Annotated in this window: 12 protein-coding genes; 6 read left to right on the forward strand and 6 right to left on the reverse strand. The window is 58.9% G+C overall.

All coding sequences use genetic code 11. The features are described from left to right. Positions 1–104: 104 nt before the first annotated feature. A complete protein-coding gene (gene folE2, locus K3169_RS29100) occupies positions 105–1022 on the forward strand; it encodes a GTP cyclohydrolase FolE2 (RefSeq protein ID WP_263269318.1) in 918 nt (305 codons plus the stop codon). On the opposite strand, the gene K3169_RS29105 is transcribed toward folE2, so the two are convergent. After that, the gene (locus K3169_RS29105; protein WP_027902491.1) at positions 1006–1527 is read right to left on the reverse strand and encodes a DUF3617 domain-containing protein; all 522 of its coding nucleotides are present in this window, start codon (positions 1525–1527) and stop codon (positions 1006–1008) included. The two genes, folE2 and K3169_RS29105, sit on opposite strands and share 17 nt — an antisense overlap. A 169-nt stretch (positions 1528–1696) precedes the next feature. Here K3169_RS29105 and cls point away from each other — a divergent pair, with 169 nt between their 5' ends. After that, positions 1697–3136, forward strand: coding sequence for a cardiolipin synthase (gene cls, locus K3169_RS29110; protein WP_099270137.1), 1440 nt, complete (start codon positions 1697–1699; stop codon positions 3134–3136). 180 nt (positions 3137–3316) lie between these two features. Here cls and cfaB read toward each other — a convergent pair whose 3' ends face one another. From cfaB to hflK (K3169_RS29135), 5 genes are all read right to left on the reverse strand, one after another. Further along, complete coding sequence (cfaB, locus tag K3169_RS29115; protein ID WP_263269320.1) at positions 3317–4501, reverse strand: C17 cyclopropane fatty acid synthase CfaB; 1185 nt, start codon at positions 4499–4501, stop codon at positions 3317–3319. A gap of 273 nt (positions 4502–4774) precedes the next feature. Beyond that, positions 4775–6712 carry a cation-translocating P-type ATPase gene (locus K3169_RS29120; RefSeq protein ID WP_263269322.1) on the reverse strand — a complete coding sequence of 646 codons (1938 nt, stop codon included), beginning with the start codon at positions 6710–6712 and terminating at the stop codon, positions 4775–4777. Continuing rightward, a complete protein-coding gene (hflK, locus tag K3169_RS29125) occupies positions 6709–7776 on the reverse strand; it encodes a protease modulator HflK (protein WP_263269323.1) in 1068 nt (355 codons plus the stop codon). Before hflK (K3169_RS29125) ends, K3169_RS29120 begins: the two co-directional genes overlap by 4 nt. After that, positions 7773–8822: a protease modulator HflC gene (hflC, locus tag K3169_RS29130; RefSeq protein WP_263269324.1), complete on the reverse strand. Its 1050-nt coding sequence runs from the start codon at positions 8820–8822 to the stop codon at positions 7773–7775. The genes hflK (K3169_RS29125) and hflC overlap by 4 nt, the downstream gene beginning before the upstream one ends. Positions 8823–8833: 11 nt before the next feature. Then, a complete protein-coding gene (hflK, locus tag K3169_RS29135; RefSeq protein WP_263269325.1) occupies positions 8834–10786 on the reverse strand; it encodes a protease modulator HflK in 1953 nt (650 codons plus the stop codon). 396 nt (positions 10787–11182) lie between these two features. On the opposite strand from hflK (K3169_RS29135), the gene K3169_RS29140 reads away from it, so the two are divergent. From K3169_RS29140 to K3169_RS29155, 4 genes are all read left to right on the forward strand, one after another. Then, positions 11183–11827 (forward strand): CDP-alcohol phosphatidyltransferase family protein, encoded by a 645-nt coding sequence (locus tag K3169_RS29140; protein WP_231674902.1) that lies wholly within the window; start codon positions 11183–11185, stop codon positions 11825–11827. A gap of 11 nt (positions 11828–11838) precedes the next feature. Next, positions 11839–13596: a bifunctional alpha/beta hydrolase/class I SAM-dependent methyltransferase gene (locus tag K3169_RS29145; RefSeq protein WP_263269326.1), complete on the forward strand. Its 1758-nt coding sequence runs from the start codon at positions 11839–11841 to the stop codon at positions 13594–13596. Continuing rightward, positions 13554–14906, forward strand: a complete 1353-nt coding sequence (locus K3169_RS29150) for a phosphatase PAP2/dual specificity phosphatase family protein (protein WP_411567024.1) — start codon at positions 13554–13556, stop codon at positions 14904–14906. The genes K3169_RS29145 and K3169_RS29150 overlap by 43 nt, the downstream gene beginning before the upstream one ends. Positions 14907–15055: 149 nt before the next feature. Next, on the forward strand, positions 15056–15511 hold the full coding sequence (locus K3169_RS29155; RefSeq protein ID WP_231674899.1) for a hypothetical protein: 456 nt from the start codon (positions 15056–15058) through the stop codon (positions 15509–15511). Positions 15512–15513 lie beyond the last annotated feature (2 nt).

The following is a 15513-nucleotide window of genomic DNA, read 5'->3' on the forward strand; positions in this document are numbered from 1 at the left end:
GTGACCCATTCGAAGGTGAAGAGCATCCCGGCCCAAAAAAAAGAAATCGTCGAAATTATAGTTATAGTATAACGTGATGATTTACCTGACAGATGGCCTCTTTCATGAAACTTGCTTCACTTCCGGATATCGCCGCACAAACTTCCCGCCAGACACAGCCGCTGGATTGGGTAGGTATGTGTGGCATCGCCATGCCAGTGCGCATTGAGGGACAGCACGTCAGCGCCAAGGTCGATGCGGGGGTGAGTCTGGATGATGGCAGCGCCAGAGGCATTCACATGTCGCGTCTGTACCTCGCGCTTGAATCACTGGAAGACAAAGAGCTGAGCATGCACTCGATCCGGCAGGTGCTGATGAGCTTTCTCGACAGTCACGACGGCTTGTCCCGGCGTGCCTATCTAAATATTCACACCGAGTGCTTACTGAAACGTCCGGCGCTGATCAGCCCTTTGGCAGGCTGGAAAGCCTATCCAATCAGCATCTTGGCGAGCGTTGAAAACGATATGTTCCACGTGGAACTAAAAATTGACGTGGCCTACTCGTCCACCTGCCCCTGCTCAGCGGCGTTGGCCAGGCAGCTGATCCAACAGCAATTCGCTGCGGACTTCGCCAGCACCGAGCTTGAGTTTCAACGTGTTCTGGAATGGCTAGGGACTGCGGAAGGCATCGTTGCAACGCCGCACAGCCAACGAAGCACTGCGCATTTACATGTGCAACTCAATGATTTATCTCAAGAATTACCGCTTCTTCACTTGATTGATCAAGCTGAAGCTGCGCTCGGGACCGCCGTACAAACGGCAGTCAAACGAGCAGATGAGCAGGCCTTCGCATTGGCGAACGGGCAAAACCTGATGTTCTGCGAAGACGCTGCCCGCCGCCTGCATCAAGCATTACAGCGCAACCCGACGCTGAAGTCCTTCACTGTGAAGGTAGTGCACGCCGAAAGCCTGCACGCCCACGACGCTGTCGCTCAAAGCAGTTGGAGCGCCGTGGAGAATACGCCTGTCAAGTCCGCGGTTTAACCGCACCACACTGCGCGCCCTGCCATACCGCACGGGTGTCCATGCTGCCGTTCTGCTGCTGGCCGGTGGCATTGAACGTGCCGATAACGTGGGTGGTGAACTCTCGGTCACTCAGGAACTGAGCCTGACCGTTGCCTTGGGCTTTCGGGCAACTAAAGGTGAATTTCCAGTTTTTGCCGTTGCGTTCGGTGATGCGCTGGGTGCAGCCGGACTTCGGATCAGTCAGGGGGATGTCATCGCCTTTGACCTGTGCATCGGTCAGACAAAAGCGCACGCCTTTGCCCGCAAGCGTTACGCCTTGATTTTCAAGATTGCGCTCGACCATGGCACGCTGTTCTGGCGGCAGGTTTTTCAGCTGCCCCAGAATCATTTGCAGGTCAGGCATGGCCTGTCCGTCCACTTGCATGTTACTGGACGTCAGCTCCCACAAGCCGGGTTGAAGCATTTGCGCCTGAGCCAATGGCGCGACCAGACAGCACATCAATGCCAAGGTGGACTTCTTCATTACTGGATCCTTGTTCAACCTATAAGGGACAGGAGCAACCGAACGTGGTCGCCAGACGATGAGGCTTAGACGGCAGATCATGCAGCCAGTTGCACCGCGAATAAAATAGCGACAATCCGCACCCACTGTGGTCTGTTAAGCAGCAATAGTGCGTAAGGAAAGATCACGAATGGATTACCACAGCCCGTATTTCTTCGGCTATGTCATTGGATTCATTCATCTGCTCGGGATTGTCGCCGCGATTCATGCATTGCTGACAGTGCGGACGGCACAAGGCTCGATCGCCTGGGCAATGCCGCTGGTATTTATTCCCTACTTCACCCTGATTCCCTACCTGGTGTTTGGCCGTAGCTCCTTCGATGCGTATATCAAGGCGCGACGTCAGGCCAACCAGGAAATGCGCACCGCCATCAGCGACATGAACTGGCGCCCCTGGATTGAAGAGGCCGTCGCCGCCAGACGCTCGGAAGCGTATGCGTCACTACGCGCAATGCCAAAACTGGGTAACACCCCCGCACTCGCCAATAACGAAGTGAAGCTGCTGATCAATGGCGAGGCGACATTCAGTGCAATCTTCGATGCCATCCGCGAGGCGAAACAGACAGTCCTGATTCAGTTTTTCATCATCCATGACGACGCACTGGGCCGCCGTTTGCAGGACCTGCTGTTGGAGAAGGCCGCAGAAGGCGTGGCCGTGTACGTGCTGTTCGACGGCATTGGCAGTCACGCACTGCCGGGCAGCTACAGCGAAAAACTGCGCAAAGGTGGCGTGCAGATCAAGGCATTCGCAACCCGCGGCGGCTGGCTCAACAGGTTCCAGATCAACTTCCGCAATCACCGCAAGATCGTAGTTGTTGACGGTACGAAAGGCTTCCTCGGCGGGCATAACGTCGGCGACGAATATGTCGGGCTCAAGCCACCTCTCGCGCCGTGGCGTGACACCCATGTGCAAGTAATCGGGCCGGTGGTTGCCTGCCTGCAAGAGTCGTTCGCCGAGGACTGGTTCTGGGCGACGCGCGAGTTGCCGCCTTTGAGCCTGCCGGACAGCTTTCCGGAAGATGGCCTGCTTTGCCAACTTCTGACCAGCGGGCCCGCAGACAAACAGGAAACCTGCTCGTTGTTTTTCGTCGAGGCGATTCACGCGGCGACAGAGCGGGTATGGATAACCAGTCCGTACTTCGTGCCCGATGAAGCGGTGTCGGCAGCCTTGCACCTTGCGGTGTTGCGCGGCGTTGATGTCCGTCTTCTATTGCCGTCGCGCCCGGATCATTACGTGGTGTATGCGGCCTCAACGCTGTTCGCCTTCGAAGCAGTACGCGCCGGCGTACGGGTGTTCCGTTACGGGCCAGGCTTCATGCACCAGAAGGTCGTGCTAGTGGATAACGAGATCACTGCGATCGGCAGCGCCAACCTCGACAACCGCTCGTTCCGCCTGAATTTCGAACTGATGTTGCTCACGGTCGACAGCGATTTCGCCAGCGAGGTGGAGCAAATGCTCAACGATGATTTCGCGTTGGCGCATGAGGTTTCAATCGAGGAAAGTAGAGAGACGCACCACTTGCAACAACTGGGCATGCGCGTGGCGCGTTTGATTTCCCCGATCCTGTGAGGTGACAAGAGACCTGCTCCTATCAACAAAAAATAACTATCTAATATGTAATGCTTTTCTGTAGTCGCTCAGGAGCACCGCGATTCAGCGATCGCGCTCCGTCTGATGCACCGCCATCGCGGCTCGCCGTGCTCGTGCGCGTCTACAGAGACTGAGTGAAAACTACTGCGCGTTGATCAATTAACGATAGATGTCGGCCCGCGTCCACGGCAGATCATGACTGCCATCCGCACGAGGTTTGACTGCCAGAATCTGATGCAGGTTGATCCAGCCGTGGGCAAACCCGTAAGCGCAGCCAGCCAGGTACAAGCGCCAGATCCGTAACGTCTGTTCCGGGACCATGGCAGCGGCCTGCTCCAGATGCGTTTCCAGCCGGGAGCTCCAGTGCTCCAGGGTTTTCGCGTAATGCAGGCGAAGGCTTTCGACATCGACCACTTCCAGCCCAGCCTCGCTGATGTCAGCGCTGATTCGCGATACGTGGGGTAACTCGCCGTTCGGGAAAACATAGCGGCCAATGAACTCACCCGCCCCACGCCCCACCGGGCGACCGTCGATATGCTTGGCGGTAATACCGTGATTCATCACCAGCCCGCCCTCCTTCACCGCGCCAAACAGACGCTGGGCGTAAAGCGCCAGGTTGGCGTGGCCGACGTGCTCGAACATTCCAACGCTGACTACTTTGTCGAAGCGACCGTCCTGAGGCAGATCTCGATAGTCCAGCAACTGCAGGTCAACCAAATTCTCCAGACCTTCAGCCATGACCCGGTCTCTGGCCAGCTTCAGTTGCTCGCGACTCAAGGTAATGCCGAGCACTTTCACGCCATATTCACGGGCGGCAAAGCGGGCCAATCCACCCCAGCCACAGCCGACATCCAGCAAATACTCGCCCGGTTTGAGCCGCAACTTGCGGCACAGGTGATGGAATTTGTCCTGCTGCGCCTGCTCGAGGGTTTCATTGCCGGTTTTGAAATAGGCGCAGGAATACACCATCTCCTTGTCCAGCCAGAGCTGATAGAACTCATTGGAGACATCGTAATGGTAGGAAATCGACGCCGCATCGGTGGCTTTGTCATGGGGGCAGCGAGTCGGGCCACCCTCCTGATCTTCGTCACCCAGCGCCTGGGTCAGCTCATCGCAAACCCGCATGACTTCACTGATGGAGCCTTCCATGTCCAGTCTGCCTTCCACGAAGGCACTGCCAAGAAGGTCGAGGCTTGGGTGGGAAAAATCGGAAACCAGTTGGGGGTCTTTGACGAAAATCGTCACGCTCGGCGTGGGCCCGAGGTCGAGTTCATGACCGTCCCAGAGCTTGAGACGCAGCGGAAGGTGCAGATTCTGTAAGGCCGGTGGAAGTTGCGCGAGCATTTGAGTAAACCCCCAATGATCAAGAACTTGAAAAGCGTAGTTGAGGATCAGTTCTGAATTAGAACCAACCCGCTATAGGCGCTATAGCCAATAACTACGAATCGACTTCCGGGAACGACTTATACCCCACCTGATCCGAGCCAGACATGGAGGCTGAAATGCAGCACTCTTCATGACTGACTGTTAATTTGTAACAGAGTTCTTCAAACCTCAAGCAAATTTTTATACTTAACGAACCGCTCTGGTTCGCCGTTTATGCCAGCTATAACTGACTCAACGTTGCGCCGTGGCTGAAAGCTCGCCCAACGGCTCATGCAAACGCAGTAATCTGCCAGCGTTACCCAAGACCAACAGCGTGCTCAGGTTATGCAGAATCGCAGCGACCATCGCCCCGGCCGCGCCTAAACAGCCAAATGCAGCCAGGGCCACAATCGCAAGCGTCCAACCCAGGCCGATGATGACGTTGACCTGCAGCGTGCGGCGGCACTGTCGGCTCAATCGAACACAGGTCCCCAGCCTTCGAAGATCACTGCCAATCAGCACGATGTCTGCCGACGCCAGCGCGATATCGGCACCACCTGCGCCCATGGCCACGCCTACTACGCCCGCTTTGAGGGCCAGGGAGTCGTTGATGCCGTCGCCCACCACCATAGGCCGGAAGCCGCGGCTGATTTCGGCCCGTACCCGGGTCAGTTTGTCCTCGGGCAAGGCTTGGGACTGCACGTCGGTGATGCCGACTTCCAGTGCCAGTGTGTTCGCCACGGCGTGCCGGTCGCCCGTCAACAGCAACTGTCTACCCAGGCCCAGTTCGCGTAATTCAGCCAGCGCGGCACGGGCTTCTGGCTTCAGCGTATCGGCCAGTAAAAGCCAACCGAGAAACACGCCGTCGAGTGCCAGACCCGCAATCGGACCGTCGTGAATCGGGACAGCGGCAGTGGTAATACCTAATTGCTCGAACAACTCCGGACGGCCCAGTGCAGCAATGCCCAGCTCACTCGTCGCGATGACACCCAAGCCCTGAAGCTCGCGGATATCGCTGAGCGCCAACTGCTGATCCTTGGCAATCAGACTGGCCAGCGCGCGGCTGACCGGGTGACTGCTCGCGCTGCCCAGGCTTGCCGCCAACGGAAGGAGGTGCGGCGACTCCGGGCCAACGCTCTGCACAGAATCGATACGTAACGTGCCGAAAGTCAGGGTGCCGGTCTTGTCGACGACCAGCGACGTAAGGTCGGCCAGCTCTTCCAGAAAGGCCGAGCTGCGAATCAGAATCCCGTGCCTGGCCGCCACGGCAATGCCTGCAATGGCGGTAGCCGGAGCCGATAGCACCAGCGCGCAGGGACAAGCGGCAACCAGCACGGCGAGCATGGCTTGCGCGTTATTGGTGATGAACCAGGTGACTGCGGCAATCAGCAACACCAATACCATGTAGCTGCCCGCATAACGTTCCAGCAAGCGGGTGATCGGTGGCTTGGAGCGTTCAGCGCTTTGCATCAGTGCGATCACCTTGCCCAACGTGGAATCCTGGCCGGTGCGCGTCACCTCGATACGCAACAGACCATCCAGGTTAATGGCCCCGCCAAATACCTCAATCCCGGCCCTTGCCTCCAGCGGCACTGACTCGCCGGTGATCGGCGCAGTGTCCAGACTGGCCTGACCCGAGATTACCCGCCCATCAGCAGGCACACGATCGCCCGCACGCACTTCGACCTGATCGCCAGCGACAAGCGTCGAGTTGTCTACTTCCTCCACGCTGCCATCGGCCTTGATCAACCGTGCATGGCTGCGAGTCAGGCGGCCCAATGCCTGAATGGCTTCCTGAGAACCGATGACGCTGCGCTCTTCCAGCACATGGCCAAAGATCATGATGATCGGCAGCAACGCGGCCGTCATCAGGTCTCCGGTGGCCCAGGCACCAAGCATCGCCAACGCGATCAATTGATCGGTGACGCCATGCAGGCTGGGGTAACGCAGGCTGTGCCAACCGGCACTGACCACCGGAATTGCCACCAGCAGGGATGCCGCGCCCAACAAAAGCTGACTGACGCCATTCTGATCCGGCGCGACAAAACGCCAGATCAAGCCCAACCCCAGCAGCCCCAGGGCCAGCATCGCCAGGGTCAACTGTCGCGCAGCGCTGCGTTGTTCGGGGGGGGTGAGCATGCTTTGCGCCGAGGACGCTGCTACGGCTTCGTGAACGGCTTCGCCACTCATTGTTCTGCTCCCTGAATGATCAGGCGGGAATCGTCACGGGGATCGATGGTGGTCACGGAACCGGCTTGGCCGAGGATCTTTGGCACGCGTTCGCGATAGAGGCGCTGCAACAGACCGGGATCGCTCCCGGCGTGCATCGACTCGCTGAGGCTGGCTACCGTCGCCGTATCGGTGCGGGCTTTGGCCAGACGTTCTGATGCCTGGGCATGCGCCACTTGCAAGGTACGGTCTGCCTGCTGATTGGCCGCTTGAATAGACTTTTCCGCGTCGTTTCGCGCATTTGCCACGGCCTGATCAGCGAGCTGGCTGGCAGTCAGGACCGAGTTGAAAGCGTTGATAGCTGCGCCGGGCAAACTCGATTGCACATCGACGCGGGTCACTTCGACGCCAATGCCGACGCCAGTCGCACTCAGCTCTGCAAGCCTCTGGTTGATACCGCGCACCAGATCGCCACGCAGGCGCTCACGTCTTTCGGCTGACTGGCTGTCGGCCGAAATCAGTTCAGGGCGAGCGACCAGAATCGTGTCCAGATCCCGCGCCGCCGTCAGGGCCACGGCACTGCGGTTGACGATTCGGTCCAGCGCTGGCGCCACATGATCGCCCTGCAGAACGAAGGCATACGGATCGCTGACTTTGTAGTAAACGGTGACGTCCAGTTGCACCACCCCGGCGTCCCCGGTCAGCAGATAACCCGATCCGGCCAGCGCATCGCTCATGGGTGCGGCAAAGCTCGCAGCCTTGTCGGCCTGCACAGCCGCGAACGAACGCAGCAGGGTTTCCACACGGCGCTCAATCACCCGGTCCGCAGACGGCAGCAACACCACCTGCTCAAACGGTTGCGGCCAGGCGGTCAGCAGTCCGGCGTTCTGGATCCGCTCCAATGCGCCCATGCGTAGCACCACGGCACGGTTCTGCGGATCAATCTGCCGCACGTTGGACACTGCCCAGGTCAGCGCGGCCAGAATCGTTACGCCATACAGAGCCAGGAACGCCAGACGGCTGGCCTGCATCCATGGATTATTCACGACCGGTCGTTGATTGCCTGACGCGTCGTGCTCACTCATGGTTGCGACCCGGCTTTGCCACTCGGCGCTGAGGAGCCATCCAGCTTGGGCGGGCCATCGACCAGCACCCGGAACGGAGCGGCATCGGTGCGCAGAATCAGTTTGGTGCCCGGGGTAACGATGGTCCCGAGCGTATCCAGTGAGCGCAACAGGTTATAGAGCTGTGGCGAACCGGCGTAGGCACGGCCATAGATTTGCGCAGCTTCGACCCGGGATTGAGCTTCGATATCGGCGGCCTTGACCGTGGCGTCTGCTTCAACGATCCGCGCATCACGCTCCGCTGCGGAGCGAATCTGCGCCGCTTCACGCTTGCCCACAGCAGTACGCTCAGTCGCAATGGTTTCGCGCTCGGCACGCATCCGGTCCACGGTTGCGTTGAGCGTCACCGATGGCAGGGTCAAACGCTCAACCCCGACCTGCAGCACACGCACGCCATAGGTGGTGAGCAATTGTTGATCAATCTGCTGACGCAGCTGGTTTTCGAATTCGCTGATCCGCACCTGGCTGGCATCAGTGTTCACCAGACTCGACAGATCAAAGCTGCTGGCCGTGGTTTCCAGCGCAGAGCCGACGAAGGTGCGGATTTGCCGCGCGGCTTCGTCCGGCTGATTTTGTACAGCTCGCATGAAGCGTTGCACGTTATCCGCATCACCCTGAACCTGCCAGGCGACGTAGGCCTGAACGATGATCCTAAGCCCGTCACGGGTGCCGACGTCCTGCAAACCGCTGGAAGTGGTGCGCAAACGCAAGTCCACTGGTATTGCCGCCTCGAAAGGCGCAGGCCAGCGCCAGCTCAAACCCGGTTCCAGCAGCACCCGTGAAGGGTTACCGAAGCGCGTAATCACCGTTGCCTCGCCTGAGCGCACTTGCGCCAGACTGGCCGCAGCCACGGCAAATGCGATCAGCAATGCAGCGAGCATCCCTCGACGCCACGGAAAGGCGGCCCCGGATGATTCGCCGTGATGGTGGTGACCGTGATGATGACCGTCATGGCCGTGGCCGCTGTGATCGTGACCGGCGTGATCGTGGTTATGAAACAGACTCAAGGGTCGACTCCTTACTGGACGGCTTTACGCGGCGCCGTTGGGTCTGCCGGTAGGGTGAAAGTACGCAGGTCAATGGTCGGCGCGTTGTTGGCGCCGCCCAGACGGTGATCGAGCACGAGCAGTTTCGAATGAGCCAGCCCTTGGCTGAGTTGCGTCAGGTACTGCTCCAGCAAGAACGCCTGACCCGCCTTGGCGTAGCCCTGCTGTTCGGCACTGAAACGCAACTGCGCCGCCTGGGCGTCAGCCATGACTTCCCGCGCGCTGGCGGTGGCTTTGTCATGGGTTTGGGTCGCGTTGAGTTGCGCCATATTCGACGTGCTGCTGGCAGCGCCCCGCTCCCGGGCGATAAGCGCCTGAGCACCAATCTGAGCGGCCTGAACCGCGTGGTAAGCGTTGGCGGCTCCGGCAGGCGGGTGAATCGCCTCAATCACCGTGGCGAGAATCTCAACGCCGCTGTTGAGTCGCTGCAAATCAGCCTGGATCGCGTTGCCGATTTCACGTGCCAGATCGGCGCGCTGTTCACCCAACAACTCGTCCAGCGTCCGCGAAGCAAAATCGTGCACCAGCACTCTGCTGGCTGTGCTGCGAATCAACATCGGCACATCAGCGCTGTTATAAGTGGCGGCCATGGCCGCTTCGTCAGTCAAACCGATGCGATACACCAGACGCACATCCATATTGACGATCTGAAAGCCCTGCTTGTCGCCCGCGCTGCTGGCGATCACCTGAGACTTTTCATTGATATGGCTGGCGTCCCACAAACGGTTAGTGCTGGCCGGCGCAGGTCCTTCTGCTGAATCAGGCACTGGAACAGAGGTGATGCCGCTTGCCTGCGCAATGCTGGTGGCCAATTCGTGAACCACGCCGTTTTCCACCCTCAATACCCGGCCAAATGGCCAGGGCAGACCACCGTGCAGTCCAGGCCCGAGCACCTCTACCGGCTTGCCGAACCGCTCGTAGATGCCCCGCCCTTGCATGGGGATTTCATGCACACCGCTGAGTGCCCAACCCAGCGCCATGACCACCGCCAGCACGGGCAGAAACGCCCGGCGCATGTAGGTGAAGGCCCAGATCTGCCGCAGGTCGATACCAAAGCGGTTATGTAATTCGTGCTGCAAGGCCTGCAGAGGTTGCGGCGGCCAGCGCAGCAAGCCTGCCACGAAACTGCTGGCCGTCAGCCGCGGCTCGACACGGGGATTACGTGGATTGAAGAGGGACAGCGCCGCACGAATCAGCAACTCTACGGCTACGAGGCCCGGCAATAATCCGCTCAACACCGCCAGCCGGGCCGTCCATGGACGTTCGACACTTGAGAAAAACAGACACACCGCACCAATCAGCAACACGGCAATCGCCACGCGAGTCATCTGCGCCAGTTGTGCCGCTTCCGGCCACTCGGCCTGCTCACCGCTGAACTGGCGCTCAAGGACCAGCAGGCCGAACGCCAATAACGCCGCCGCGCTGCCAGCGACGCTGCCCATCCGGGAAAAGTCGCTGCCCGGTAGCGACAGGTCCCACACGGCGTCGAGACAAATCAGCGCCAGCAACGACCAACCGGCCAGCCAAAGCGTCGGTGCGCCAATCTGCGTCAACGTCGAGTGACCTAACCGACTGATGCGCCCAAGAAGCCGGTCGTACCAGCCGCTGTCCTCTGGCTCCAGAGTCTGCGGGGCGACGTGAGGCTCGCCGCCCTTGAACGCCAAAGCGCGCCATTGCGCGACGCCTTGGGCTGACTGCAATGCGGACGCCAACAGCAACAACGCGGCGGCAGCGTTGACCAGCACTGCTGGCCACAAAGTATTCGCCGCAAACAAGTCGGCGAACAGCGCCAGCATCAAACCGAAAATGCCAGCCCCACCCGTTATCCAGGTCAGGCGTTTTAACCGCGCCGCATGCACCGCAGCCCTTTGAAACCTGGGCAGGCCATTCAAGCCGCCGTGCTCAACATCCAGATCAACCCGCATCGACGCCCCAGAACTTACTGAATGTTGCTGCCATAGCCCGGCATTTGCGGCGGGCTGACCCACAGGATATGGCGTTACGATATAACAGCAACAATGAAATTTTTGTTAGATAGGACGCTGATCTTCAATGTGGGATCGGCTTCAGCCAGATTGCGGTATGCGAAGGTCTGACGTTGGCGACCGTACTGTTCTCTTTCTGGCTAAAGCCGGTCTCACGATGTCGCGCTTACAGAAGATCGCCAAACTGGTCGGTCGCTGTGGAAAAGTCCCTCAGATGAGACTTTTCGCGCAAAGATCAGCGGGCCATGATCATCGCGTTGTGGTTCACTAGAGCCGGGCGCGCCGTCGGGTTATCCACAGGCGCACAGTTGACCTGCCGACAAGGATAGCTTCACGTTGATTTCGATCTATCAGCTCAAACCCCGTTTTCAAAATCTGCTGCGCCCATCAGTTCAGCGTCTCTATGACCGGGGCGTTACTGCCAATCAAGTCACCTTGAGCGCTTGCATCGTTTCTTTGTTGATCGGCGGGCTGGTAGCCGTATTCTCCGAACACCTGTGGGTGTTCGCGCTAATCCCCTTGTGGATGATTGTGCGCATGGCGTTAAACGCCATCGACGGGATGCTTGCCCGGGAGTTCGGCCAGCAATCGCGACTCGGCGCTTACCTCAATGAACTGACCGACGTCATCGCTGACAGTGCGCTATTCCTGCCATTCGCCTTGATCCCGGACGTCAGCCTCGGGCTGGTGCTGGTGGTGACGTTGGGAGCGATCTTCAGCGAATATGCAGGCGTGCTCGGGCCCATGATCGGCGCGTCCCGTCGCTATGACGGCCCAATGGGCAAGAGTGATCGTGCATTCGTGTTCGGTGTAATCGGTGCAGGCGTTGCCGTGGGCTGGCTCTCGGCCCTGTGGATAAACATCATCCTGGCGGTCGTCGGCGCACTGCTGGTTTACACCCTGGTCAATCGTGTTCGTCGCGGACTGGCGGAAGTTGCTGCGTCCAGTCCGGAAGATGTCGTCAACAACTCACAAGCATAAGGATCTAGGACATGCGTGTTGCTCAGGATCAGCGCTTCAGCACTCATGATGGCGTCGAACTTTTCTATCGCCATTGGCCAGCCACCGAGCAGGACCCATCGGTTCCGCGTCAGGCAGTGCTGCTGTTTCATCGCGGTCACGAGCATTCCGGACGCATCGCTCATCTGGTAGATGAACTGGATCTGCCAGGTTTCGATTTCTTCGCCTGGGACTCACGTGGTCATGGGCAATCGCCGGGCGCACGGGGTGACAGCCCGAGCTTCGCCACCAGTGTGCGCGACGTGCAAACCTTCGTTGATCACTTGAGCAGCACCTTCGACATTGCTGAAGAAAACATGGCAGTTGTCGCCCAGAGCGTAGGGGCCGTGATCGCAGCCACCTGGGCTCATGACTATGCACCGAAAATTCGTGCACTGGTGCTTGCGTCCCCGGCCTTCAAGGTCAAGTTGTACGTGCCCTTCGCCCGTCCGGGCCTGGCATTGCTGCGCAAATTCAAGGGCAACTTCTTCGTCAACAGCTACGTCAAGGCACGCTTCCTGAGCCATGACCCTCAGCGTATCGCGTCCTATGACAGTGATCCGCTGATCACCAAGGCGATATCGGTCAACGTTCTGCTGGGACTTTACGAAGCGGCTGATCGAGTCGTCGCTGACGCCGAAGCGATATCGATACCGACGCAACTGCTGATCTCCGGCGCAGACTTCGTGGTTCATCGCGGCCCGCAGGAGCGCTTCTTCGAACGACTGGGCAGCGTGCGCAAAGAGAAACACATCCTGCCAGGCTTCTTCCACGACACGTTGGGGGAACGCGATCGTCACCTGGCTATTAGCCGGGCACGACGTTTCATCCTGCAAAACTTCGAAGAACCGGTGTCTCGCCCGTCCCTGCTGGACGCCGACAAAATTGGCGCCACCTGCGCTGAATCCGAAGCGCTGGCCGCACCTTTGCCCCACAACTCGTTGCGTGACCTTTATTGGCGAATGACACGCGCCAGCATGGGGCTGGGGGCGAAGTTATCCACAGGGGTAAAACTGGGCTTCGATACCGGCTTCGACTCCGGCAGTACGCTGGATTATGTTTATCGCAATCAGCCGAGTGGCACCTCTGCACTGGGCAAGGTGATTGACCAGAACTACCTGAACTCCATCGGCTGGCGCGGTATTCGCCAACGCAAGCTTAACGTGGAAGAACTGCTGCGGCTGGCCATGTCGCAACTGCGCAATCAGGGCAGACCGGTACGTATTGTGGATATCGCCGCAGGACACGGGCGTTACATCCTGGAATCGCTGCAAGGGGTGGATCCGCTGCCGGAGTCGATCCTGCTGCGCGATTACAGCGACATCAACGTGCGTGACGGCAGCGCGTTGATCGAGCAAAAGGGCCTTGGCCATATCGCCCGCTTCATCAAGGCGGATGCGTTCGACCGCAATGACCTGGCCGCACTGGACCCAAAGCCGACACTGGCCGTGGTGTCCGGTTTGTATGAGTTGTTTGCCAGCAATCAGATGGTCGGCGACTCATTGGCTGGTCTGGCAGCGGCCGTAGAGCCTGGCGGTTATCTGGTGTACACCGGCCAGCCATGGCACCCGCAACTGGAGTTGATCGCGCGCGCCCTGACCAGCCATCGGGAGGGACAAGCCTGGGTGATGCGTCGTCGCAGCCAATCGGAGATGGATCAACTGGTTGAAGCGGCAGGCTTTCGCAAGATCACCCAGCGTGTGGATGAATGGGGGATTTTCACTGTGTCCGTAGCGCAGCGCATCCAGTGAAGCCCCTTCGCGAGCCAGGCCTATGGAAGCGGGCCGTGGTGTGGCTGATATTTCTTGCACCATTTTTCTTCGCCAGCTACGGCTTTGCCACCTGGTACACCGCCCAGCGTGCTGATGTTGGCACGTTGGTGTTTGGCTGGGAACGCGATATGCCGTTTTGGGCGTGGACCATCATCCCCTACTGGTCCATCGACCTGCTTTACGGGTTTTCATTGCTGGCCTGTCTGACACGACGCGAGCTGGATACCCATGCGCTGCGCCTGTTCAGCGCGCAACTGATTGCAGTCAGTTGCTTCCTGCTCTGGCCTCTGCGCTTCACTTTCGAGCGTCCGGAGCTGGACGGGCTGTTTGGCTGGCTGTTCGCCGTCTTGGCAGGTTTTGACAAGCCGTTCAATCAAGCACCTTCGCTGCACATCGCGCTGCTGGTGGTGTTATGGGTCTGCTACGACCGCTATCTGCGTAACTTCCACGCAGGATGGCGATGGCTGCTGCACGGTTGGTTTGCGCTAATTGGCCTGTCAGTGCTGACCACTTGGCAACACCACTTCATCGACTTACCCACAGGCGCATTGGCCGGATGGTTCTGTGTCTGGCTATGGCCTGATCAGGGCCGCAGCCCAGCGTTGTCCTTAAGGCTGAGCCATGATCCGCAACGGTTGAGGCTCAGCGCGTATTACGCCGTGGGTGCTCTGTCCTGCGCAGCCTTGGCCTTGGTGCTTGCTGGTGGCTGGCTGTGGCTGATCTGGCCAGCGGTTTCGTTACTGTTGGTGGCGATCAATTACCTGCTGCTGGGCGCCAATGGCTTTCAGAAGCGCGAGAGTGGGAGCTTATCCCCAGCAGCACGCTGGCTATTCGCGCCTTACCTTGCAGGGGCGTGGATAAATTCAAGGTTGTGGACAAGATCACGTCCAGACCCCAGTTCGATTGTGGATAACGTCTGGCTGGGTCGATTACCTGCTCAATCCCAGCTTTTGCCGTTCACAGCGGTTGTGGATATGTGTGCCGAATTGCCGCTGAATACCGGTTCTCTTGGTTATCAGGCGGTGCCGGTGCTGGACCTGACCGTCCCCACTCTTGAGCAATGTCTGACAGCGGCTAGAGCAATTGAACGCTTGCGTCAGCGTGGCCCCGTACTGGTCTGTTGTGCGCTGGGCTACTCTCGTAGCGCCACAGCCGTCGCGGCATGGCTTCTACACACTGGACGCGCCGAGTCTGTGGATAACGCAGTGGCCATGCTCCGCGCTGCAGCGCCAAGAATTGTTTTGGGTGCCGGGCATACAGCGGTTTTGCACAGCACCACGCTTCCCTGACACTGCGCTGTTGCGAACTGAGACCTGTAGGTGCTCGTAAGATCCTACAGAAACGTTTTCAAAATCAGATAGTTGCAGTTTTTTTGAGAAGAGCGAGCTAGCTCGCGATGGCGTCAAACCGGCGCAGACTCACCTGAAGGCAAACAGAGATGTCCCATGAAATGCAGCTCCACGTGGTTGCCAGCCTGCTGCGTCGGGGTACGGCACTTGATAATTTGTCCACAGGGCTGACGCTGCTCAGTCTGGCCTTCGGCCTGATTCAGCTGTTGATAACCGGGGCTCAACCGTTCCTGTTGATACTCGCTGTATCGGGAGTGATTCTGGGTCTGCTGGAAAAGTACTACGCCATGCGCGTGGCATTTGACGCTGATCTGTTCCACGTCATAGCCAGCGATCCTCAGTGGCCAACAGATCGCACTGCCGCGCTGGATGATGCCTTGATCAAGCTAGGCCTGCAGCCTGTGGATAAAGCTGGCCGAGCGTGGTCAGTCCGCAGTCAGGGTGCGTTGCGGCTTCTGCGCCAGCAGCTTTTGTTTTTGGCCATTCAGTTATTGGTATTGCTGAGTGCCGTCGTTATTTTCCCTTGGTTGTCCTTCACCTCTTGAGG

This window comes from Pseudomonas phytophila (assembly GCF_025643095.1).
GTDB classification, from domain to species: domain Bacteria; phylum Pseudomonadota; class Gammaproteobacteria; order Pseudomonadales; family Pseudomonadaceae; genus Aquipseudomonas; species Aquipseudomonas quasicaspiana.